The sequence below is a fragment of the Mycobacterium sp. genome (assembly GCF_036273375.1).
Taxonomy (GTDB): Bacteria; Actinomycetota; Actinomycetes; order Mycobacteriales; family Mycobacteriaceae; genus Mycobacterium.
Genome location: NZ_DASUHS010000121.1, coordinates 1 through 21,457, shown reverse-complemented (window position 1 = coordinate 21,457; position 21,457 = coordinate 1). Strand labels below are relative to the sequence as shown.

Sequence of the window (21,457 nt, the reverse complement as noted above, 5' to 3'; positions counted from 1 at the left end):
CGGAGACCACGCGACGACGCGCCCGGATCGTTGGCTCTAACGCTCGACGTACGCTCCCACCATGCATGTCGACGCGATGACGATTCCCCAGCCGCTCGGCCAAATCGGTGACCTTGCCCGGCGGACCCAATCCGCCGGGTTCTCCGGTCTGTTGTTCACCGAGACGGGCCGCACCGCATACCTGAATGCGGCCGTGGCGTCGCAGGCCGCGCCCGATCTCGAACTGTCGACGGGCGTCGCGGTGGCCTTTCCGCGCAGTCCGTTCGTTACCGCCGCCGCGGCGTGGGAGCTGCAGGAAGCCACCAAGGGGAAGTTCCGGCTGGGCCTGGGTACCCAGGTACGCACCCACGTCGTGCGGCGCTACGGCACGGCCTTCGAGCGGCCCGGGCCCCGGCTGCGCGACTACCTGCTCGCCGTGAAGGCCTGCTTCACGGCGTTTCGCTCCGGGACACTCGACCACCACGGCGACTTCTACGATCTCGACTTCATCACCCCGCAGTGGAGCCCGGGGCCCATCGACGCTCCGGACCCCAAAGTCGATATCGCAGCGGTCAATCCGTGGATGCTGCGCATGGCGGGCGAAGTGGCCGACGGGATTCACGTCCACCCGATCGGCGAGCCCGGCTACCTGGCCCGCCACGTCCTGCCGACCGTCGCCGAAGGGGCGGCGAAAGCGGGCCGTTCACCGTTGGACATCGCGATCATCGTGCCCGTCATGACGATCGTCGGCGACACCGACGAAGAACTCGACAAGCAACGCGAAGTCGTGCGCGCCAGCATGGCCTTCTACGGCAGCACCCCCAACTACGCCTTCATCTGGGATGAGGCCGGTTTCGACGGCACGACCGCCCGAATCCGCGAGAAGCAGAAGGCCGGAGACTTCGCCGGGATGGCGGCCCAGGTCAGCGACGATCACATCGCAGTCTTCGCGACCGAGTCGACCTGGGATGGGCTGGCCGACGCGTTGACCGAGAAATACGCCGGAATGGCAACGCGGTTGGTGATGTACAACGCCGTGGCCGATCAGGAGCGCTTCGAGCGGTACGGCGAGGTGGCTCGCCGGGTGCAAGCGGTCAGCGGCTGAGCTGGACGGCTTTGACCACGAGTAGCAGCGCGCCGGCGACCAGATAGGTGCGCAGCGCGATCATGCCCAGTCGGGTGCCGGGCGACCAGACGACCGGCTCGAGCAGCGTCAATGGCGGCATGCGCCAGGTGCTGCGGTCGACGCCCCTTGCCGGAAGTTGTGCGACGGGTCGGGCGGGTTGGCGGCGGGCCATCCAGCGCAGCGCAGGCGCAGCCGCGACAGCGAATATGGCCATGGCCACTACCAGGTAGCCGGATACCACCACGACATCGATTTTGGGAAACAACGTGGTGGCCATCAAGATCCCCGACAGCAGCAGTAGCGTACCCACGATCAGGCCGGCGACCCAGTTCAGCCAGGGCCGATTCACCCAGGGGCCCAATACTTCTCGATCATTGCACAACAGCAGCAGGAATACGCTGGCGCTGGGCAGCAGTAGACCGGCGAGGGCCTGTACCGCGGTGGTGATCAGCCCGAGCGGTGCGCCCGGAATCAGGACGATGGCCGCGGCCAGCGCCACCATTGCGGCGTAGGACAGGTAGAACTGTTTGGCGTCGGAGAAGCCGCGGTGCAGTGAGTGCTTCAGCCCGAAGACGTCTCCGAAGGCGTAACTGGTGGCCAGGGTGACTGCGGCGGCACCGATGATCGAGGCGTCCATCAGCACGAGCGCAAAGATCCAGCCAAGCGTCTCGCGGTGTTGGCCGAGCAGATGAGCGATGGCGCCGGCGTCGGTGAAGCCACCCACGGTGTGGGTGGAGCGCGCGGCCCAGTCGCCGGTCATCACCAGCGCGGCGGCGCCGACCACCACGACGAAGGCGCCCAGCACGGTGTCCACGCGTTCGTAGGCCATGAACCGGGGTGTGATGCGCTTGTCGACGACGTTGGATTGCTGGAAAAACAGCTGCCACGGAGCCACGGTAGTGCCGACGATGGCGATGATCAGCAACACCGCGTCCGAACTGATCCCGCCCGAAATACTGGGAACGACAAAGGACTTCGCCGCGTTCCCCCACTGTGGATGCGACATCAACAGCATCGGAATCTGCAGCAGCGTGACGGCGATGAACACGAACATGGCCCGCTCCCATCGACGGAAGCTGCCGCTGGCCATGATCGCCACCAATGCCACCGCCGAGACCGGTACCACAACGTATTTGGAGACGCCGATGTACTCGGCGGCCAGGCTGATGCCGATGAACTCGGTGACGATCGTCAGGAAGTTGAGCAAGAACAGGTCGCCGACCGAAAACCAGCCCCAGGCGCGGCCGAAGCGTTCGTTGATCAGACGGGCGTGGCCGACCCCGGTGACCGCGCCGAGCCGGACCACCATTTCTTGGTTGACGATGAGCACGGGGATCAGCAGCAGCAACACCCACAGCAGTGAGTAGCCGTAGTTCTGGCCGGCTTGGGCGTAGGTGGCCACCCCGCCCGCGTCGTTGTCGCCGACCATCACGATGATTCCGGGCCCGACGATCGCGAGCAGGGTCAGCAGTCGCGTCCGCCAGGTCCGGGCATGCTCGGTCTCCCCGACGCTGATGCGTCCGAAGGCGCCCTCGATATCACCCACATGCGCGCTGTCCAGCACGGCGGTGCGCCGCGTCTGCGCCGGTTCGGGGCGCTCTACGTCGACGCCCTGCGCGTCGTCCTGGGTGGTGTTCTCGCCGCCGGAACTCACTGCGGACTACCTCCGGTTGGGGGTGTGTCACGGTCGTCGGCGGCGGCGATTTCGCGGATGGGTCGGGGCGCGGGCTCCCGGCGGCGCCAGTCCTCGGGGATGGTCGCCTCCAGCACGTCGTCGACGGTGACCACCCCGAGTAGGCGGTCCTGCTCGTCGACCACGGGGATGGAGTAGAGATTGAAATCGGCCATCAGCAGCGCGATATCGGTCAGGTCCGCATCGGCATTCACCCGCACCGGGTCGGAATCCATTAGCGCTGCGAGGTTTTCAGCGGGATCGACCTGCAACAGGGTGATCACTGAAACGACGCCGTCAAGACGTTTGTCCTCGTCGAGCACGTGCACCTTGATCAGCGCTTCCGGCTGGATGCTGCGCGACGCGGCGATCAACGCCAACGCCTCGCCCGCGGTGGCGGCGGGTGAACATGTCACGGAGTCGACATTCATCAACCCACCGGCGCTTTCGGGGTTGAACCCCATCAGGGTGATGACCTTGGTGCGTTGCGGGGCGGGCATCAGCTCGAGCACGCGCCGGCGCCGGGACTGGCGTAGGTCGACGATCGCATCGGCGGCATCGTCGGCGCGCATCCGGCCCAGCAGCGCGGCAACCTCGTTGTCCGGCATGTTGTCGAGCAGCCGGCTGGCCTTCTCCGGGTCCAGTTCTTCGAAGACGTCGGCTTCCAACTCCGGGTCGCTGTGCACCCGGTCGAGGATCTCGCCGCCCTCGGCCTTGTCCGCTTCCTCGAGAAGATCGGCGATCTCGGCAGCCTTGAGCTCGCCGAACCGGTCCGACAGACGTCGGACAGCGTCGGAGCGGGCGTGCCCGATCAGCGGTTCGAATGCCTTCCAGTCGCGAGACGCATGGCCGCCCGAATGCTTGATCAGCCCGAACAATCGCGGTGGACGGCGGGTGTCCAGGCGGGTGACCATCCAGCCTTCGCGGGTCTGTTCCAGCTCGACGTCGTAGGCGCGCACCAGCTCGACGGTGGCCACATCGATCAGCCGGTGGCCTAACACGTCGGTGCGCAACAGCACTTCCCCCTCGCGGCGTTCGAATCCGCGAAGGTCAACCTTGTTCTTGGTCAACAGAACTCGGTCCGCGGAGTATGCGTCAATGGTTTTGTCGCCGATGAAGACCCGGCGTCCGCCGACCCCCGCCACGATCCCGGCCACCAACGGATACTCCTCGGCCACGCGCAGCCGCACGATCACGTCCTCGACCCGGCCGACCGTTTCGCCTGAACGCGCCAGCACGGGCGCGCGCAACAGTTGCGAGAGGTGGATGATTGGCTGCCCGGCGCGCGGCTTGGACGCCTTTTCCGATGTGCTCACGTATCCCTCCTCAAGGCGGTACGACCGAACCCGCGGCCAACCTACCCCGAAACCAGGTATTGCGGCGCCATGCGGCTTCAAATCGATCGTTGGACCGTCTCGGCCGCCAGACCATACGCTCGTGTCGTCGCGGATGACTACCGTCAATAGGTAAACGGCAGAAGGCTATTGGGCTTCGCGCCGCGGGTGAGTTATGTTCGCCGTGTGTCCGCAGTCGATTTCACCTCGGTATCCCCGATCGTCCCCGTTCGAGAGTTGGACGTCGCACTCGGCCGGTACCGCCGGCTCGGCTTCGACGTCCGCGCATACGAAGGCCCCGAACGGTACGGATTCGCCGATCGCGGGTCGGTGTCGATCCACCTCACCGAATGGGCCGAGCACGACCCGTTGCGCACGGCCGCCAGCGTGTACTTCTACGTCAGTGATGCCGATGCCCTCCATGTGGAGTGGGCGGCACTGGAAAACCTCGGTGGTCGCCTGGTCGCGCCGCAGGACACACCGTACGGTTTGCGGGAATTCGCCTACGTCGATCCCGACGGCACTGCGCACCGGGTCGGGTCACGCCTGAGCTGAGCTCAGGTGCTTTCCGTTGCAGGAGAGGGCTTTTCGTCCGATGGTGGGGTATGGCCGGCCTGGCTGTGGGCCAACGCCACCGTCGCCGCCGCCATCAGGCCTACTGATAAACCCAAGGCCACCCAGCCTGTGTCGTTGGTCTGCAACGTCTCACCCAACACGGTGACACCGAGCATCGACCCGACGATGGGCTCCGCGACGGTGACCGCGGGAAGCGACGCGGTGAGCGGACCGGCCCGAAACGCCGACTGTTCCCAGGCGGTAGCAGCGATCGCGAGCACCACCCACACGTACAACTCGGGTGCGCGCAACAACGCCGGGATGCCGCGGCCGAGTTGGTCGACCACGCCTTTGGTCAACACTGAAAAAAGTCCCCACAGCGAGCCGGACATCAACCCCAGCAACAATGCGCCGACCGAGGCTCGGAAAATCCGCGCGCCAATCACGCACAAGATCAGCGCCGGAGCCATGACCAGCGCAACGATGGTCCATGTCTGCACCGACCCGCGCGGGGCCCCCTGCTGAGGGTCGCCGACCGTCACCACGACCGCAACCGCGGCGGCAAGCAAGACCGCCCAAACCGCTTGCTGGCGTGTAATTCTGCGATGATTCACCCTCGCGCTGATGAGCAAAGCGAACAGCAACGAGGTCACCAGCAGCGCCTGCACCAGCACCACCGAGCCAAAGTCCAGGGCGGCCGCCTGAAACCCGAAGCCGGCCGCGGCCACCAGGCTGCCCGTCCACCATTGCCGGTCGCGCAGCAGCCGGCGAAACAGGGCGAAGGTGCCGACCGGCTTATCGGTGACCTGCTGAGCGGATCGCTGCTGGACGACGTCTCCGGCGCCGACCATCAGAGCGGCGGCCAGCGCGAGCACTGCGGCGATGTCTGTCTTGTCCAAGTTGCCCTCCTGTGTACTCAGCCGATGTCAAGTCCTAGCGTGCGCGGTTGCGGAGTTCAACCGGCTGACTCGACAAGGATTTGCGGCCCTAGACTTCTGGACGTACGCGGCCGACGGGCGGAAGGGCGAAGCCGCTTACCCGTAAGGAGATACACGCCATGGACGAAACGACTTCCCGGATCGGCGTAGTCGCCATCGAGGCGCTCGATCTACTCATTGACGCCGTCGACCGCATAGCGCCGGATAGCTGGTCGCAGCCGTCTAACCTCGAGGGCTGGAGCCTGCGCGATCTGGTTGGCCATGTCACCGGCAGCGCGGCCAAAGTCGCGACCCTCGTGGAGGACGGCGACATCTGGGACCGACCCTCGCAACCCTCGGACTGGGTATGCGAGGACCCGGCGGCGCGGCTTCGCGAGCTGGCGACGCGCTTGGAAGACGCCCTGCCCAGCGCCGACCTGGATGGGATGCGGGCGTCGCCGGAAGGTGAGGTTCCTCTGCGTCGGGCGCTGACGTATCCGGTCTCGGACCTGGCCATGCACGCCTGGGACGTCCATAGCTCACAGGGGCGACTGATCGAACTGCCCGCCGACCTGCTGGCGATGTGCCGCGAGCTGGTGGAGTCGGTGCCGGAGGCGATGTTGCGGCGACCGAGCGGGTTCGGTCCGGCTCGAACCGCGCCGCCGGATGCGACTCCGACCGCCCGGCTCATGGCTTATCTCGGCCGCTCGGTCGACGCCGGCTGAGTCCAATTCGGCGGGTTTTTGGCTTGTCCCGCAGTTGGTTTCGTTATGATGTCGGCGACAGCTGCAACATCAGTTCCCACACCGGGCACCATGTCTGGTCCCGCCGGCAGGGACGGCAGTGGCGCAAGTGAAAACTAACTACGGCTGGCAGGGACGGCTGCGGCGCGGGTGACAACTGCGGCACATCAGCTGTTGCGCCGGATCTTGAGCGCTGTGGTGATCATGGGAATCTGCAGCGGCAGCCGGGCCAGGGCGACGATCCGCATCGGCCACGGCTTGCCCCACCACAACCGGACCATGTTGACGTTGCCCGGGAAGACGCCGATGAACAGCGTAACGGCGGCCAGCGCGGCGGACCGCCGGGTGCGCTGTGGCACCAGCAATGCCCCGATCGTCAGCTCGGCCACACCCGATCCGTAGGTGTAGAGCCGCGGGCTCCCCGGCAGCTCGGCCGGAATGATGGAGTCGAACGGTTTGGGCGCAACGAAGTGCAGGGTGCCGATGCCGAGCAGCATTGCCGCGACACGGTAGGCGAGCTGCTGGGTGGCGTCAGGGGCGGCGTGGGGTCTGGTTGTCATGGAGTCATTGTGCCCATGCGGCCACTGCTTAGGCGCGGTCGGCGTCGGTATAGCGGATGATGCCGCGCACGTTGCGGCCCTCGAGCATGTCGCGATAGCCATCGTTGATCTGCTCGAGGGTGTATTCACGCGTGACCATGTCGTCGAGGTTCAGTTGCCCCAGCTTGTACAGCTCGAGAATCGCCGGGATGTCGTGCTGGGGATTGCCGCCGCCAAAGATGCTGCCCTGCAAGCTTTTCTGCAGAAGCGACAGTCCCGCAAGGTTGAGGGTGACATCGTTGGCCATCACGCTGGCCATGCCGGTGAGGCAGCAGACCCCTCCCTTGGCCGTCAGCCCCATCCACGACTCGACGTCTTTGCCCTCCACGTGGCCCACGGTGACGATTGCCTTGTGGCACATGCGGCCTCGCGTCGCCTCGGCGATGCTGGCCGCAGCGCTGCCCACGTCCGCGAAAGCCGCTGTGGCGCCGAACTTGAGCGCCTGCTCGCGCTTCCATTCGTAGGGATCGACGGCGAATATGCGTCGCGCCCCGGCGAGGCGGGCGCCCTGCAGCGCGGCGACGCCGACGCCGCCGATGCCGATGACCGCGACGTCGTCACCCGGTGAGACCGCCGCGCTGCGCACCGCCGAGCCGTAGCCGGTGGTCACCCCGCAACCCACCAGGCAGGCCACGTCGAACGGGATCGTGGGATCGATCTTGACCACTGACGTCTGGTGCACCACGACGTATGGCGCGAATGTGCCCAACAGTGACATCGGGATGACGTCGCGGCCCCGCGTGGTGACCCGAAACGATCCGTCGGAGACCGATTGACCCGACAGCAGGCCCATGCCGAGGTCGCACAGGTTGCGCAGCCCTGTCTGGCACGGTGTGCATTTTCCGCAGGACGGGATGAAGGACATGACGACGTGATCGCCGACCGCGAGGTTCTCGACGCCCTCGCCGATCTCGGTGATGACGCCGGCGCCCTCGTGACCGCCCAGCACCGGATAACTCGGAATGGGGAAATCGCCCGTCATCAGATGGTGGTCGGAGTGACACAACCCGGCGGTCTCCAGCTGAACCGTCACCTCGCCGCGGCGGGGCTCGCCGATTTCGATCTCTTCGACCGACCATGGCTCGTTCAGTTCCCAGACCAGCGCACCTTTGGTCTTCAACGGGTTGGCCTCCGTATTTACCCGAACCGCTTAATTGTTAGCGCCGTCACACGAGCCCGGCATACCGAACGTAGACCATTACTATTGTCTATACAGTATTTGATACGATTCGCGGCGTCTGACCGCCCACAACAACGAGGTTGAGAACATGGGAACACCCGTCATTGTCGGAGCCGTCCGGACCGCGATCGGCCGTTCGCTCAAGGGGACGCTGGTCAACACGCCGCCCGAGACCCTGATCACCGCCGTGCTTCCCGAGGTGGTGCGCAGGTCGGGCGTCGACCCCACAGACATCGACGACATTATCTTCGCCGAATCACATTACGGCGGTGGCGATTTGGCGCGTTATGCGGCCACCGCGACGGGTTTGGCGCACGTTCCCGGGCAGTCTGTCAACCGGCACTGCGCGGGCAGCCTCACGGCGATCGGCAACGCCGCCGCGCAGATCGGCTCCGGCATGGAGCGTGTGCTCATCGCGGGCGGCGTGCAATCGCTGTCGATGACGCCGCTGACCAACTGGCGGATCCCCGGCCCCGAGCTGAAGTTCGAGGAGCGCTGGATGCCGCCGACGCACGTGGAGACGCCGGATGCGCCGGCCAAGGACATGTCCATCACCGTGGGCTGGAACACCGCGCAGACGGTCGGCATCACGCGCGAGGAGATGGACGCCTGGGCGGCCCGCTCGCATCAGCGCGCGGTCGCGGCCCAGGACGCCGGCAAGTTCACCGACGAGATCCTGCCGCTGAAGATCACCCAGTTCGATGGCTCGGTCACCGAGTTCGCCGTGGACGAGCATCCGCGTCGCGACACCACCGTCGAGAAGCTGGCCGGCCTCAAGGTCCTGCACCCCGAGATCGAGGGCTTCTCGATTACCGCGGGCAACAGCAGTGGCACCAATGACGCCGCGGCCGCCGTCGCGCTCGTCGACACCGACTACGCCCAGGCCGAGAAGCTCAACGTGCTGGGCACGGTCAGAGCCTGGGCTGCCGCGGGCGTAGCGCCTCGCGACTGCGGTCTCGGCGCCGTCAAGGTCATCGGGAAGGTATTGCAGCGGGCCGGCCTGTCGCCCGGCGACGTCGCGCTGTGGGAGATCAACGAGGCGTTCGCTTCCGTGCCGATCGCGGCGTGCCGCGAATACGGCATCGACGAGGAGAAGGTGAACTTCTCCGGTAGCGGCTGCAGCCTCGGTCACCCGATCGCGGCCTCCGGTGCCCGCATGGTGACCACATTGGCCTACGAGCTCGCCCGCCGGGGTGGCGGCATCGGCGTCGCGGCGATGTGTGCCGGCGGCGGCCAGGGCGGCGCTGTCGTCATCGAAGTCTGAGCCGCCGCAAGACAGTTCACACCGGCTAGTTGCAGAATGTGTAGCCGATGAATTGGGTGCCCCGCGTGTCGCCGCTCGAGTAGTTGGCGAAGTGCACGGCCGGCTTTCCGTCGTACTGGGTGTTCATCTTCTGCACGTTCGGTGGTGGAACGCCTTTGGGGAAGGCCAGGATCATGTCGGCGAAAATCCGCAAGCCGACCTGACAGATGGCCTCGCGCCGCGGCGGCTGTGGATTCCACGCGTGCACAACCACCGGTTCGGTCAGCTGAGATCCCGCCGCACAATTCGGATCACAGAGCTTGAACAACGCCGTGCCGGTCCCGTCGGCGCCCTGCGGTCCCCAGGAACTCCACGACATGTCCTGCAGCGCAACGGCCACACTGGCGCAACCCAACACGTTGAGCCTCTTCGGGCGGGCGACCGGCGGAACGGACGGGTTGTAGCAGCCCGGGATGGCGAAGCTCTCCGGCGCTGACGACGGCGGAGTGCTGGGCGCCGTCGCGCTCTGCTGGCCTTGGGTCAGCTGCACGCCCACCACGATGAGGATCCCGACCAGCACCACAGCCGTCACAATGCCGGCCCCGATCAAACGCCCCCGCGAGGTTTGCCGCAACCGCCTCATCAACGAAACGTTGGCGTTGCCGCTCACGGTCACCAGATTACGGGTGAAACTTTTCCGCTGGGGTGGTGACCGCAGAACGGCATGACAAGGTAAAGTTGGTCATCGCTACCAACATTTTGAGGGTTCCCGGAGTTGTCGATGAATGACCATGATCTGGCCGCACGGTTGGCCACCGAGGCCGGTCGGCTACTGCTCGGGGTTCGATTAGAATTCGCCGACGCGCAATCGGCTGACCGGAAAGCCGCGGGGGACAAGCGATCCCACGACTTTCTGATGGAGGCGCTTGCCGCGGAGCGGCCCGGTGATGCGGTGCTGTCCGAAGAGGGCGCCGATGACCCGGTGCGATTGCGCTCGGACCGTGTCTGGATCGTCGATCCGCTGGACGGCACGCGGGAATTTTCTGAGCTCGGACGCGACGACTGGGCGGTGCACGTCGCACTCTGGCAGTCCGGTGAGCTGGTCGCGGGCGCCGTAGCGCTACCGGCCCAGGGCATCACGCTGGCGACTCCCGACATGGATTCGCCTCCTGCCGCGCCGGGCAAACCGCGCATCGTGGTGTCACGTACCCGTCCACCCGCCGTCGCTTTGAACGTGCGGGACGCGCTGGACGGCGTCCTGGTCGAAATGGGTTCTGCCGGAGCCAAGGTCGCCTCGATCGTCCAGGGGCTGTCCGATGTGTACGTGCACGCCGGCGGTCAGTTCGAATGGGACTCCGCCGCGCCGGTGGCGGTGGCCCGGGCCGCGGGGTTGCACACTTCTCGCATCGACGGGTCCGCACTGGCATACAACCAGCCCGATCCGAAGTTGCCCGACCTCGTGGTCTGCCGTCCCGAACTGGCGGAAGCGGTACTCGCGGTTACGCGCTGAGGTCTACCTCTGCACGCCGGCTAGACCGTGACGAAGTCGGCCATCATAGCCATGTCCTCGTGCTCGAGGTTATGGCAATGGACCAAATACGTTCCCTGATAGTCGGTGAACCGCACGATCACTTCCACCGCTTCGGCCGGTGCGACATCGAGGGTGTCTTTCCAACCCTGATCAAAGCGGCCGGGCGGTTTGTTGTTACGCGACAAGACTTGAAAGTGGTTGAGGTGGACGTGAATCGGATGACGAATGTCGGTGATGAAGCGCCAGACTTCGACGTCACCTATGCGCGGCGTCGCGACCGGAACGCCGGGCTGGTAGGGCTTGTTGTTGATCATCCACACACCGGCTCGGCCTTGTCCGAACAGAAAGGTGCGGGTCGTCGTAGCGCGGCTGCGGTCCAGGGGCACGAAGCTTTTGCTGAGCCGTTGGGGAATCGCCGAGTCATCTGACCGCTCGGTGCCGACGACGTCAAAGCGCATGACTTGCGCACTGGACTGTGTGCCGAGCGTGTTGATGAGCTGCACCCGGGTGCCGGGACGATAGTGGGAGAAGTCGACGACGATGTCAAAGCGTTCGGCCGGTGCGATGTCAATCGCGTCATGGGTGAGCGGACTGGCCAGAAGGCCGCCGTCACTGCCGATTTGGGTGAATGCCGGCCCTTCGGGTGGTGGCGGATCGAGCTGCAGACGGTAGTGGCGGGCGTTCGAGGCGTTGAGTACCCGGAACCGGTAGCGGGCGGGATCGATATCCAGCACCGGCCATGGCGCGCCGTTGACCAGCACCACGTCGCCGAGCACACCGTTCATGTAGGGGGCGGCGACGTCGCCGCCGTCAGTGAGCGGGTATTGGAACGAGCCGTCGGCCGCAAACGATCGATCGGTGATCATCAGCGGAATGTCACGATGGGCTTTCGGCAGTGGGAGGTCGCGTTCTTCATCGTCGTGAACGATGTGAAATCCCGCGAGCCCTCGCCAGACGGCTTGGCCGGTGTAGCTCATTCGATGGTCGTGATACCACAGTGTCGCCGCCCGTTGCTGCATCGGGTAGACATATTCGCGTTGTCCGACAACGGAATTGCGTGACATGGTCGAGTGCATACCGCTGTCGTGAGTAATGGTGTGGGTGGCTTGCGGCTCAATGAGGTCGAGCGGATAGCCGTCACTGTCGGGTGGGGTATGGCCGCCGTGCAGGTGCACGGCAACGGGAACGGGCAAGGCATTGTGGTGGCGGATCACGGCCCGCCGACCCGACCGAGAGACGATGGTCGGCCCTGGAAACGTTCCCCCGTACGTCCATGCGTGCGTCGTCAGGCCGGGCAGTATCGCCAGGTCGGCGGCGCGCTGCGTAATTGCGTAGTAGTCGGTCGTGGCGTCGCTGGCGACGGGGGCCAGCTGATCTGGTATCGGCAACGGCGCGCGGTAGCGCGGCGGCAGGGGTACCTGGCTACACAGCAGCTTGCCCGGCTCGGCGGAGCCCAGCGCGAGCTGCGCCGCGTGCCAGCCGGCGCCCGTTACCCCGACCCCGGCGGTGAGCAAGCCGGCGCGCAGCAGGGCACGCCGATTCACCGTGCCACCTCGCTGTCGGGGATGTGCCGAGCCGGCAGCGGGGTACGCCAGATCGCGGTCGTCAGTTGCACAATCCCCACGACAATCAGCACGCCCAGGGGAATGTGCAAGGCGACCAACCGCAATTCGCCAGCGGCGAATTCGGCGACAAGCAGCAACGTCTGGACTCCGGCCCCCATGACGAGGCCCTGCGGACCGCCGCGGCGCCATACCCAGGCGAGGACAACGAACTGCACCGCCGAGGCGATGGTGATCGCACGGGCTTCAACCGCGTGTAGCGCGAGGGCGTCGTATTGACCGCCGAGAAAGTTACCCGCCAAAGTCGCCTGCACGACCGCCAGCACCACCATCAATACCGTGCTGGCACGTGCCGACAGAAGCGCCAGCCGCGCGCTCGGGACTGCCGCGGTTCTCACGTCAGAGCACCGCTGGGTGTGCCGCGATCGCCACGCCGAGAGCGGCGGCATTCAGCGCCAGCAGGAATCCGCCGAACATCATCTGCCCGCTGATGTCGTGGGCCAGCACATGCGTGTACACCGCGCACACGAAGAACATGACCAGCCCCGCCGCGGCGGCGATGCCGATCGCGGGAACCCACAGGCCGACGATGAGCCCGACGGTTCCCAATGTTTTCAGGGTGCCGATGGGAAATCTCAACCACGACACCGGCACGCCCGCGCTCTCCATGCCGGGCAGAATCGGCGCGAAGTGAGCCAGCGCCGCGACACCTGAGAATCCATCGAAGGCGATCGCAATGAACGTCACAGCCAAATATGCGGTGTGCATCGTGCTCTCCTCAATGAATTCTTCGAAGTGACCCGGGGATCGGTGCCGAGTCAGAGTCTTTGGCGGACAGGGCCTCTCGGCGCACCATCTGCCATAGGGTGGGCGTGGAGTCGGTGGTGGAGACGATCACAATGCGGCCTACCGAGCTCGAGTCGGCGATCAGGGAAATGAGATAGTGGGCCAGGTCAATGCGTGCGGTGAACGCGCCCACCGGATCGATGGGCCCGCTGAGGTAATCTGTCGGTTCCGGCAAGTCGAACAGTCCGGACGGCCGGACGATGGTCCAATCGAGGTCACTGTCGCGCACGATGGCTTCCATGCGGCGCATGTCGTCGTAGACGGTCTTGCCGATAACCCTGCTGATGACGGGTTCAACCAGCCGCAGCAACAGCGGCGCATGCGGGCGCGGTGTCGGACATACCGACGTCGAGCTCACGACGATGAGTCGGCGCGTTCCCGACGCACGCATGGCTTTGACGATGTTGGTCGCTCCAGCCGAATAGGTTTCAACCCGGCGGCGGGTGAACGGCACACCGAGCACCGAGACCACTGCGTCGGCCCCGGGAACGGCTTCGAGGACAGCCGATTCATTCCGCACGTCGGCCCCCGCAACCGTCAAATGTGGGTGGGCAATTGGGAATTCGGGCGGGTGACGCGTCACGGCGACCACAGAGTTGCCGGCGGTCAGCGCGCGTGCGACGGCCAGCCGTCCGGTCGGTCCATTGGCGCCGAAGATGACCGACTTCATCGCTGGCTCCCATAAATAGTCACAATCTGTGATCATCACTATATATGACAATCATTCATGGTGCCAGAGTGGTACGACGCCTCCGTGGCTACGGCAACGACATGGGTCGACGCCCGGCGATCACGCCAATTCGGGGTGGACGCCGGGGATCAGGCCTGCTCTCGCAGCGATGCGCTGGAGCAGGCGGCGCAGCTCGGCGCGTTCTTTCGCAGATAGCGGCGCGGCTAACTCGTTCTCGAGGTCACGCCCCTGCTCGTGGAGCGCCGGCAGCAGGCGTCGGGCGTCGGCGGTCAGCGTGACGGCGACCGCGCGCCGATCCTCGGGGCGCGGTAACCGCTTGGCGAGCCCGCGCTGCTCAAGGTTGTCGATGACCACCACCATGGCGTTGCGGTGGATGCCGAGACGTTCGGAGAGCTGACGCTGGGATTGGCCGTCATCACTGGCCAGTGCCAACAGGACCGCGTATGTGCGAGGGTCGGCTCCCAGCGGCGCAAGCCTGCGCTGGAAGTCGCTGCTGACGTGAGCGCCGAGTTGCGCGAGCAGAAACGGAATTCGTTCGTCGAGTTCGGCGATGCCGGAGTGGTGTTCACTCATCAGCTTGGGCAACCTCGGGGAGTATTTGTGCCGCAAGGCATTACGGACGAAGCGTAGTTGGCGCAGGAATTGTCATCTTACAAGACAATCATCGGCCGGAACAGTTCTTGCCGGCTGCCAGGGAAGCGAGCGGCTGCGGCGGAACCAGAACCATCGACTGAATGATGCGAAGCAGATACTCGACGAGATCGGCGAAGTCCTTTTGGCGACGACTGAGGTGGCCTCAGCGCCAGGCCTGCTGCCACGACTGGATGCGTTCCGCCAGTTCGGGGCCGCGGTCCTCCTGAATGAAGTGGCTGGCGTTGATGCGGGCGTGTGGCTGGCCCGCGGCGCCGGGAATGTGCCTGATCAGAGCGCGGTCCGCCCGTCCCAGGATGGGATCGCGGGCTCCGAAGATGGCGAGGAACGGCTTTTCCCAGCGGCCAAGGGCATCCCATGCGTGCCTGTTGGCCGGAATCGCCGGGTCGAGGGGCGAGGTGGGCACCAACTGGGGGAACGCTCGGGCCCCGGCTTGATACGACTTGTCGGGGAAGGGCGCGTCGTAGCCGGCCCGCACCTTCGCCGGCACCCGGCGAACGGTCCCGACGCTGACGATGCGGCCCGCGGGCAGGACGGGGGAGTAGCGGGCGAAGGCACGCCACGCGTAGAAGGCTGGCGGAGTGCGCCGTTGCGCTGTGGGCAGGAAACCGTTGGCCACCACCAGCCGCCCGACGCGGTCGGACTGCTCGGCGGCGATGCGCAGCCCGATCAGCGATCCCCAGTCCTGCACGAACAGCGTGACGTCCCTGAGGTTGAGATGCTCGAACCACGAGATCATCCACTCCACGTGGCGCTGGTAGGTGTAATCCTCGACCCGGCTGGGCTTATCCGAGCGGCCGAAACCGATCAGATCGGGTGCAAGCACGCGGTTCCCCGCGTCGGTCAAAGGCGGGATCATCGTCCGGTAGAGGTAGCTCCACGTGGGCTCGCCGTGCAGCAGAACAATCGGCGGCCCTTCGATCGTGCCCTCGTCGAGGTAGTGCATGCGAAGCGGCCGGGTGTCGCTTGCGGTTACGTCAAGGTAGTGCCCAACGAACGGGTAATCCTCCAAGTTTTCGAATCGGGAATCCGGGGTTCGCAGCACATGCATATCAGCTCCTCCGGTGAACCGGCACCTCTGCAAGCCTCTCGCGCCGGCGCGAATTCGTCTAGTAGCAGATTCATTGAGCCGAGCACCAAGGCCTACTAAACGGAGTTGTCCATGGCAATTCGGCGCGCGGTTCTGCTCATAGCCGACATCGGCGGGTACACGCGTTACATGCAGTGGAACCGGACGCTGAAAAACACGGTGCCGGTTGCCGAGTACGTACTGATGACCGATCCCGTCGCGGCATGCCTCGACGAGGCGATGCGCGAGCTGTGCATGCCGTTGGTGCACGTCTTCGATGGAATCGGGGAAACGTCGACACACTACATCGACCTCGCGACGCTGCAGGTTCCCGTCGCGACGCCGCGGCGCAGCTTTTTCCGCCGGCTCGGCGCGACGACGAAGTTCGAATTCGACAGCCTGCCCTTCAGACTCGGCATGAAGGAGCCCGCCCAGGGGTTCCGCAACTTGGGCCGCGGCGCCGAGGAGATCTCCGCGTAGCCGAAAACGCCTGCGCCCGGCGCCGGTCCACTATCGGGCGTCGGCCAGGGCCCGGCCCATTCGGCACACCGCCTCGGTGAGAATGGCTCGCGAGGTGGCGAAGTTCAAGCGCACGTGTCCGGTTCCGCCGGTTCCGAACACGTGGCCGGAGCTGAGCGCCACCCGCGCGTGATCGAGAAACCAGCGGGCCGGCCCGGACAGGTCGGCGACCACCGCAAGAGCATCGGCGACTTCTTCGTCGAAACCGAGCTCCCGGCAATCGAGCCACGCCAGGTAAGTGCCTTGCGGCCATTGGTATTTCACGCCGGGAAGATGCTCGGCGACCAACTCACCCAGCAGTGTCCGGTTCTCGTCCAGGCCTTGCAAAGTCGCGTCGAGCCAGTCGCTGCCGCTCCGAAACGCCTCGGCGTGGGCGATGATGCCGAGGTGGCTGGGTCCGTGACCGACCTCCTCCGGCATCCGGTTCAGGTCGGCGGCGGCCTCCGGTCCCGCGATGGCCAGCGCCGCCTTCAGGCCGGACAGATTCCAGGCCTTCGACGCCGAGGTCAAGGCGAAGGCGTTCTCGGCCCCCGCGACGGTGAGAAAGGGGGTGAATCGCGATCCCGGCAGAATGACGGGGGCATGAATCTCGTCGGACACCACCCGCACGCCGAATCGCCGGGCGAGCGCGGCGACCGCACGGAGTTCGTCTGCGGTGTGGACCGATCCGGTCGGGTTGTGCGGATTGCACAACAGATAGGCGACCTTCGTGTCCTTTCCGGCCTCTGCGCGAGCCCGAACGAAGGCATTCTCCAAGGCGTTCAGGTCAATTCGCCCATCAGCGAGGGGTGCCTCGATGACACGGCGGCCGTCGTGCGACACGAATGCGTAGAACGGCGCATAGACCGGCGGGTTGACGATCACGGCGTCACCGCGAGCGGTGAGCAGGCGCAACACCTCGACGACACCGAGCATGACGTCGGGAACCAGCGCGGTGCGGCTCACTTCCAGGTCATGCCACTGCCAATGCCGCGCGGCGAATTGGCTGACCGCTTCCGCCAGCGCGGTTCCGCAGGGATATCCGGTATCGCCGTTGTCGATGGCCTTCCGCAGCGCGTCGGCCACCGTCGGTGCCAGGTTGACGTCCATCTCGGCGACCCACAGCGGCAGGACGTCGGCGGGGTGCGCGCCCCATTTCATGCTGGTGCGAACCCGGAGTTGCTGCAGCGTCAATTCCTCGAGCGGATTAACCGTCACGCCCGCAGAGTAACCGGCGTGACCTACCCCCCGACAAACGCTTTTTGCGGGATCGTCAAGGGAAGATCCACCGAACTCAGCAATCCCGGTTGGGCGGCAACGACATACGGCACGGCGTTGACGACGCGCATCGCGGTGGCGACCATGGCGCCGGCCCCGGAGGTCATCCCGCCGATGCCGGCCTTGGCGGGATCTTTCAGCGTCGCCGCCAGGGTGCAGTCGATGTCCGGATCGCCGGAAATCATGACGCGGTAGGACAGATCGCCAATCCCGATGGGCCAGTCGGGAGCGACGTCGTGCGCGAGCCGGGTGACATGCTCGATGACGACGGCTTCCCGACCGTCGACCACGCCGATCGCCTGCATCCGCAGCGCGCCGCAAGTTCCGGCCTCGACGGTGCCCATCGCAACCTCCAGCGTCCTGTTGGTGACGGCGCGGTCGAAACCCTCGCGGACTTCCTGGACTTCGATCCCCAACGCGTCGGCGATCAACCGGATCTGCCCCTGCCATTCGCCGGCGATGGCGCCGGGGTAGCTGATCCAGGGCTGGTAGTCGAGCGGACGGCCGAAGCCCAGCGCGTCGCTCATGATGTCGGGAACCCCGTAGTCGTCATACAGGCCGATCTCGAAGGAGTGAATCTTGTCGATCGACGACGACTGGGTGGACAGCACCAGCGGCAGATAGTCGGCGGCGAAGCCCGGCTCGATCCCCGACGCGTACAGCGACACCTGGCCCTGCTTGGCCGCGGCGACCAGCTGGTCGCGCCACTGAACGGGCTCGTAGGTGTGTGGGTTGACCAATCGCGTGGTGCTGGTCGTCACGACGTTGATCCCGGCTTCGAGCAGCTTGACGTAATCCGGGATGGCGAGCGCGTCCCGCTCCGGACCGCTGGCCGCATAAATGATGCAGTCGGGTTTGAGCGCGATCAGCGCGTCGGCATCGTTGGTGGCTTTCAGGCCGATCGGCTCACCGCCGGCAAGTTCGCCCGCGTCCTTGTCGACCTTGTCGTCCGAGTGCACCCACACGCCGACCAAGTCCAGATTGGGGCGCCGCGAAATAGCGCGGATGGCAATCGAGCCGATGCCACCTGTCGCCCACACCACCACGCGATGAGCCGTCATTTTGTTCCTCCTCAGGTGCGTGCGCACGACGAAAGGCGGGGCGGCCGTTGCCCTTACGTCAGCGGCAGAAGGCCTTTATTGCCCGGCGTTCGACTTGGAAACTACAGCCGCGAGTCCGCGCGGTCAAGGATTTAAGAAAGCAGGCACTATCTTAACGAACAAATTTTAGGTTAGTCTGCAGCTGTGAGGGCCGACCAGCGTTTTGCCCGCCTCCGAGCGACAAATCAAACCTGCGTTTGTCGGTCAGGGGCGGGGATCTCAGCCAATCCCGGCGGCCGCTGATGTTCACGCTCAGATTCGACATGCGCGCCCCGCATGGGGGCGCACCGGCCACCGATCTGTACGCCGCGGCCATCGACATGTGCGAGTGGGCCGAAAGGCGGGGTGCCGTGCTGGCGGTGCTCTCCGAGCATCACGGTGCCGACGACGGTCATCTGCCGGTACCGCTCACCTTGGCGTCGGCGATAGCGGCCAGGACACGCACGTTGGCGATCCTGCTGGCCGCGGTGCCGCTTCCGATGTGGGATCCGGTCCGGCTCGCCGAAGAGATCAGCGTGCTGGACCTGATCAGCAACGGACGGGTGTCCTACGCGTTCGGCGTGGGACATCGACGCGAGGAGTACGAGCACTTCGGCATCGACATGGCCACCCGCGGTCGAGTAGCTGACGAGATGCTGGACGTGCTCGGGCCGCTGGTGCGCGGTGAGCCCGTCGAATATCGGGGACGTACGGTTCGCGTCACACCACCGTGCGGTTCGCCCAACGGTCCGATGGTGCTGATCGCCGGCGGCAGCAGGGCCGCGGCGCGGCGCGCCGGCCGCCACGGGCTGGGGTTCGTCTCCCAAACCGCCTCGCCCGGCCTAAAGGAGGACTACGAGGAGCAGTGCCGTGCGCACGGACACCAACCCGGAATCGTCCAGTTTCCCCAACCAGGTGCTCCGACAGCGGTTTTCGTGGCCTCCAATGTCGAGGAGGCCTGGGATGAGCTGGGGCCGCACCTGCTGCACGACGCCAAGACAGCGGCTTCCTACCGGCCGCACGACGACACGGTAGCCAGCATCACCCGTGCCGACAGCGTGGCGGAGCTTCGCGAGGACGGCGGCCCGTACCGCATCTTCACCCCCGACGAGGCGATCGACTACGTGCGCGGCGGACAACTGCTGCCGTTGCACCCACTCTGTGGCGGCGTCACACCAACCGTGGCATGGCCTTATCTCGAACGTGCCGCGGCCACCTTCGAAGACGACCACTAAGGAGAGTGCCTATGCGTGTTGTCGTATGGTCGACCGGGGGAGTCGGCTCGAACGCGATCGATGCCATCAGGCGTCGGCCAGATGTGGAACTTGTTGGCGTGTGGGTACATTCACCCGACAAGGTCGGCAAGGACGCCGGCGAGCTCGCGGGCGGTGAGCCCATGGGCGTCTCTGCCACTAACGACGCCGACACGCTGATCGCTCTAAAGCCCGACTGCGTGGTGTATGCGGCCAGCGGCCCCGACCGCGATGGCGCCGCCGTGCCCGACTATGTGCGTCTGCTGGCCGCGGGCATCAACGTGGTGTCGACGTCGTCCACCAGTCTGGTGTACCCGCCGTCCTACTTCGCACCCAACTGGCGCGACGAGCTGGACGCGGCGGCCAAAGCCGGTCAGGCATCGTTCTACGGGTCGGGCATCTTCCCCGGCTTCGCTTCCGATCAGCTCGCGCTGCTGATGACAACACAGTCCAAGAGCATCCGCCAGATCACCGCCAGCGAGGTTGCCCTCAACGATCACTACCCGGTGGCCGACGTGATGATGGACGGGATGGGCTTTGGGCGGCCGCTCGACTTCGAGCCGATGCTCAAGACGCCCGGATTCATCGAAATGGCTTGGAAGGCACCGATCTACCTCATGGCAGAGGGGCTCGGCGTCGAGGTGGAGCAGATACGCGGTTCGCTCGACCGCGAGCTGACGGACCGGGACATCGCGGTGGCATTCGGCACCGTCAAAGCCGGCACCTGTGGTGCCGTGCGGACCCGGGCGGCCGGAGTGGTCAATGGCCGCGAGGCCATCGTGATCGAGCACATCATCCGGATGGCGCGCGACGTCGCAGCCGATTGGCCCACTTCGGACTGTGACGCCACGTATCGGGTCGACATCGAAGGAGATCCGGACATCCACTGCGAGATGACACTCGGAGCGGCGGAGGGCCACGCCGCTGGACATGCCGCGATGGCGTCGACGGCGATGCGCGTCGTCAATGCGATTCCGTATGTCGTCGAGGCGCCCCCGGGCCTGCTGAGCTCGCTGGACATCCCGACCACGCTGCCGCTTTACGCGTTCGACTGAACGTGTAACGTACGTCGCAAAGATTAGGCCAGCTAGGAGTTTGCCGTGTACACACTGCGCTTCGACATGCGCGATCCCGAATGGGCCGCGCCCCCAGCCGATCTGTACGCCGCGGCACCCGAAATGTCTGCCTGGGCCGAAGAACACGGCGGCCTGGCCGCCGTCCTGTGTGAACACCACGGGTCCGAGGACGGATACTTGCCGTCACCGTTCCTGCTGGCCTCAGCAGTGGCCGCGCGAACCCGGCGGCTGGCGCTGAGCCTGATCTTGATCCTTCCCTTCTACGAAGCCGTGCGTCTCGCCGAGGACATGGCGGTCCTCGACATCATCAGCAACGGGCGGGCCTCGTACATCCTGGCCCTGGGCTACCGGCCCGAGGAGTTCGAGCACTTCGGCCTGCCGATCAAGAAGCGTGGCCGCCTCTGCGACGAGAAACTCGCGCTGCTCCGGCGACTGCTCGCCGGTGAAACCTTCGTCGAGGACGGACGGCGGATCACGGTGACACCCCGCCCGCTGACTCCCGGCGGCCCGGGACTGATGTGGGGTGGGGGCACGGTCGCTGCGGCCCGTCGGGCCGGCAGGTATGGCCTGGGCAT

The 21,457-nt window shown here is 65.8% G+C and carries 22 protein-coding genes and 1 pseudogene; 9 read left to right on the top strand and 14 right to left on the bottom strand.

What is annotated here, in order from left to right; genetic code table 11:
- The first annotated feature begins 61 nt into the window (after nt 1–61).
- Nucleotides 62–1,084, top strand: coding sequence for a TIGR03617 family F420-dependent LLM class oxidoreductase (locus VFW69_RS11990; protein WP_526501454.1), 1,023 nt, complete (start codon nt 62–64; stop codon nt 1,082–1,084).
- Here VFW69_RS11990 and VFW69_RS11985 read toward each other — a convergent pair.
- The gene (locus VFW69_RS11985) at nt 1,074–2,759 is read right to left on the bottom strand and encodes an NRAMP family divalent metal transporter (protein ID WP_526501452.1); all 1,686 of its coding nucleotides are present in this window, start codon (nt 2,757–2,759) and stop codon (nt 1,074–1,076) included. The two genes, VFW69_RS11990 and VFW69_RS11985, sit on opposite strands and share 11 nt — an antisense overlap.
- On the bottom strand, nt 2,756–4,093 hold the full coding sequence (locus tag VFW69_RS11980; protein WP_526501450.1) for a magnesium transporter MgtE N-terminal domain-containing protein: 1,338 nt from the start codon (nt 4,091–4,093) through the stop codon (nt 2,756–2,758). The genes VFW69_RS11985 and VFW69_RS11980 overlap by 4 nt, the downstream gene beginning before the upstream one ends.
- 204 nt (nt 4,094–4,297) lie before the next feature.
- Here VFW69_RS11980 and VFW69_RS11975 point away from each other — a divergent pair, with 204 nt between their 5' ends.
- Nucleotides 4,298–4,666 carry a bleomycin resistance protein gene (locus tag VFW69_RS11975; RefSeq protein WP_526501448.1) on the top strand — a complete coding sequence of 123 codons (369 nt, stop codon included), beginning with the start codon at nt 4,298–4,300 and terminating at the stop codon, nt 4,664–4,666.
- 2 nt (nt 4,667–4,668) lie between these two features.
- Here VFW69_RS11975 and VFW69_RS11970 read toward each other — a convergent pair whose 3' ends face one another.
- Nucleotides 4,669–5,565 (bottom strand): DMT family transporter, encoded by an 897-nt coding sequence (locus VFW69_RS11970; protein WP_526501446.1) that lies wholly within the window; start codon nt 5,563–5,565, stop codon nt 4,669–4,671.
- A gap of 158 nt (nt 5,566–5,723) precedes the next feature.
- On the opposite strand from VFW69_RS11970, the gene VFW69_RS11965 reads away from it, so the two are divergent.
- Entirely contained in the window at nt 5,724–6,308 is a 585-nt protein-coding gene (locus tag VFW69_RS11965; RefSeq protein WP_526501444.1) for a TIGR03086 family metal-binding protein, read from the top strand.
- A gap of 185 nt (nt 6,309–6,493) precedes the next feature.
- Here VFW69_RS11965 and VFW69_RS11960 read toward each other — a convergent pair whose 3' ends face one another.
- Both VFW69_RS11960 and VFW69_RS11955 read right to left on the bottom strand, forming a co-directional pair.
- The gene (locus VFW69_RS11960) at nt 6,494–6,886 is read right to left on the bottom strand and encodes a DoxX-related protein (RefSeq protein WP_526501442.1); all 393 of its coding nucleotides are present in this window, start codon (nt 6,884–6,886) and stop codon (nt 6,494–6,496) included.
- A gap of 28 nt (nt 6,887–6,914) precedes the next feature.
- Nucleotides 6,915–8,045: an NDMA-dependent alcohol dehydrogenase gene (locus VFW69_RS11955; RefSeq protein WP_526501440.1), complete on the bottom strand. Its 1,131-nt coding sequence runs from the start codon at nt 8,043–8,045 to the stop codon at nt 6,915–6,917.
- A 148-nt stretch (nt 8,046–8,193) separates the two neighbouring features.
- Here VFW69_RS11955 and VFW69_RS11950 point away from each other — a divergent pair, with 148 nt between their 5' ends.
- Nucleotides 8,194–9,369, top strand: coding sequence for a thiolase family protein (locus VFW69_RS11950; protein WP_526501438.1), 1,176 nt, complete (start codon nt 8,194–8,196; stop codon nt 9,367–9,369).
- A gap of 25 nt (nt 9,370–9,394) precedes the next feature.
- On the opposite strand, the gene VFW69_RS11945 is transcribed toward VFW69_RS11950, so the two are convergent.
- Complete coding sequence (locus tag VFW69_RS11945) at nt 9,395–9,991, bottom strand: hypothetical protein (RefSeq protein WP_526501485.1); 597 nt, start codon at nt 9,989–9,991, stop codon at nt 9,395–9,397.
- Nucleotides 9,992–10,129: 138 nt separating this feature from the next.
- Between VFW69_RS11945 and VFW69_RS11940 the strand changes: the two genes are divergently transcribed.
- Nucleotides 10,130–10,858 (top strand): 3'(2'),5'-bisphosphate nucleotidase CysQ, encoded by a 729-nt coding sequence (locus VFW69_RS11940; protein WP_526501436.1) that lies wholly within the window; start codon nt 10,130–10,132, stop codon nt 10,856–10,858.
- A 20-nt stretch (nt 10,859–10,878) separates the two neighbouring features.
- Here the strand turns inward: VFW69_RS11940 and VFW69_RS11935 are convergent, their stop codons facing one another.
- The 6 genes from VFW69_RS11935 to VFW69_RS11910 all read right to left on the bottom strand — a co-directional run bounded on the left by VFW69_RS11935 (nt 10,879) and on the right by VFW69_RS11910 (nt 15,680).
- Nucleotides 10,879–12,423, bottom strand: coding sequence for a multicopper oxidase family protein (locus VFW69_RS11935; protein ID WP_526501434.1), 1,545 nt, complete (start codon nt 12,421–12,423; stop codon nt 10,879–10,881).
- Nucleotides 12,420–12,839 carry a hypothetical protein gene (locus tag VFW69_RS11930; protein WP_526501432.1) on the bottom strand — a complete coding sequence of 140 codons (420 nt, stop codon included), beginning with the start codon at nt 12,837–12,839 and terminating at the stop codon, nt 12,420–12,422. Before VFW69_RS11930 ends, VFW69_RS11935 begins: the two co-directional genes overlap by 4 nt.
- 1 nt (nt 12,840) lies before the next feature.
- Nucleotides 12,841–13,209, bottom strand: a complete 369-nt coding sequence (locus VFW69_RS11925) for a DoxX family protein (protein WP_526501430.1) — start codon at nt 13,207–13,209, stop codon at nt 12,841–12,843.
- A 10-nt stretch (nt 13,210–13,219) separates the two neighbouring features.
- The gene (locus tag VFW69_RS11920; RefSeq protein ID WP_526501428.1) at nt 13,220–13,957 is read right to left on the bottom strand and encodes an NAD(P)-dependent oxidoreductase; all 738 of its coding nucleotides are present in this window, start codon (nt 13,955–13,957) and stop codon (nt 13,220–13,222) included.
- A gap of 120 nt (nt 13,958–14,077) precedes the next feature.
- Nucleotides 14,078–14,563: a MarR family winged helix-turn-helix transcriptional regulator gene (locus tag VFW69_RS11915; RefSeq protein ID WP_526501426.1), complete on the bottom strand. Its 486-nt coding sequence runs from the start codon at nt 14,561–14,563 to the stop codon at nt 14,078–14,080.
- 211 nt (nt 14,564–14,774) lie between these two features.
- Nucleotides 14,775–15,680, bottom strand: a complete 906-nt coding sequence (locus VFW69_RS11910; RefSeq protein ID WP_526501424.1) for an alpha/beta fold hydrolase — start codon at nt 15,678–15,680, stop codon at nt 14,775–14,777.
- Nucleotides 15,681–15,857: 177 nt separating this feature from the next.
- On the opposite strand from VFW69_RS11910, the pseudogene VFW69_RS11905 reads away from it, so the two are divergent.
- Nucleotides 15,858–16,178 (top strand): annotated as a pseudogene (locus VFW69_RS11905) (DUF2652 domain-containing protein); the annotation flags it as partial.
- A 30-nt stretch (nt 16,179–16,208) separates the two neighbouring features.
- Here the strand turns inward: VFW69_RS11905 and VFW69_RS11900 are convergent.
- Both VFW69_RS11900 and VFW69_RS11895 read right to left on the bottom strand, forming a co-directional pair.
- Entirely contained in the window at nt 16,209–17,414 is a 1,206-nt protein-coding gene (locus VFW69_RS11900; protein WP_526501422.1) for a MalY/PatB family protein, read from the bottom strand.
- 23 nt (nt 17,415–17,437) lie between these two features.
- The gene (locus tag VFW69_RS11895; protein ID WP_526501420.1) at nt 17,438–18,535 is read right to left on the bottom strand and encodes an NAD(P)H-dependent amine dehydrogenase family protein; all 1,098 of its coding nucleotides are present in this window, start codon (nt 18,533–18,535) and stop codon (nt 17,438–17,440) included.
- Nucleotides 18,536–18,816: 281 nt separating this feature from the next.
- On the opposite strand from VFW69_RS11895, the gene VFW69_RS11890 reads away from it, so the two are divergent.
- The 3 genes from VFW69_RS11890 to VFW69_RS11880 form a co-directional block, all read left to right on the top strand.
- Nucleotides 18,817–19,788: an LLM class flavin-dependent oxidoreductase gene (locus tag VFW69_RS11890; RefSeq protein WP_526501418.1), complete on the top strand. Its 972-nt coding sequence runs from the start codon at nt 18,817–18,819 to the stop codon at nt 19,786–19,788.
- Nucleotides 19,789–19,799: 11 nt separating this feature from the next.
- Nucleotides 19,800–20,861, top strand: a complete 1,062-nt coding sequence (locus tag VFW69_RS11885; protein WP_526501416.1) for an NAD(P)H-dependent amine dehydrogenase family protein — start codon at nt 19,800–19,802, stop codon at nt 20,859–20,861.
- Between the two features lie 45 nt (nt 20,862–20,906).
- On the top strand, nt 20,907–21,457 hold a 551-nt coding region (locus VFW69_RS11880), incomplete at its 3' end, for an LLM class flavin-dependent oxidoreductase (protein ID WP_526501414.1).

Bases quoted from the DNA above. Each gene is read 5' to 3' on its own strand.
- VFW69_RS11925 (WP_526501430.1), bottom strand. From the start codon at position 13,209: ATGCACACCGCATATTTGGCTGTGACGTTCATTGCGATCGCCTTCGAT.
- VFW69_RS11940 (WP_526501436.1), top strand. From the start codon at position 10,130: ATGAATGACCATGATCTGGCCGCACGGTTGGCCACCGAGGCCGGTCGG.
- VFW69_RS11990 (WP_526501454.1), top strand. From the start codon at position 62: ATGCATGTCGACGCGATGACGATTCCCCAGCCGCTCGGCCAAATCGGT.
- VFW69_RS11920 (WP_526501428.1), bottom strand. From the start codon at position 13,957: ATGAAGTCGGTCATCTTCGGCGCCAATGGACCGACCGGACGGCTGGCC.
- VFW69_RS11890 (WP_526501418.1), top strand. From the start codon at position 18,817: ATGTTCACGCTCAGATTCGACATGCGCGCCCCGCATGGGGGCGCACCG.
- VFW69_RS11960 (WP_526501442.1), bottom strand. From the start codon at position 6,886: ATGACAACCAGACCCCACGCCGCCCCTGACGCCACCCAGCAGCTCGCC.
- VFW69_RS11965 (WP_526501444.1), top strand. From the start codon at position 5,724: ATGGACGAAACGACTTCCCGGATCGGCGTAGTCGCCATCGAGGCGCTC.
- VFW69_RS11910 (WP_526501424.1), bottom strand. From the start codon at position 15,680: ATGCATGTGCTGCGAACCCCGGATTCCCGATTCGAAAACTTGGAGGAT.
- VFW69_RS11950 (WP_526501438.1), top strand. From the start codon at position 8,194: ATGGGAACACCCGTCATTGTCGGAGCCGTCCGGACCGCGATCGGCCGT.
- VFW69_RS11885 (WP_526501416.1), top strand. From the start codon at position 19,800: ATGCGTGTTGTCGTATGGTCGACCGGGGGAGTCGGCTCGAACGCGATC.
- VFW69_RS11895 (WP_526501420.1), bottom strand. From the start codon at position 18,535: ATGACGGCTCATCGCGTGGTGGTGTGGGCGACAGGTGGCATCGGCTCG.
- VFW69_RS11945 (WP_526501485.1), bottom strand. From the start codon at position 9,991: ATGAGGCGGTTGCGGCAAACCTCGCGGGGGCGTTTGATCGGGGCCGGC.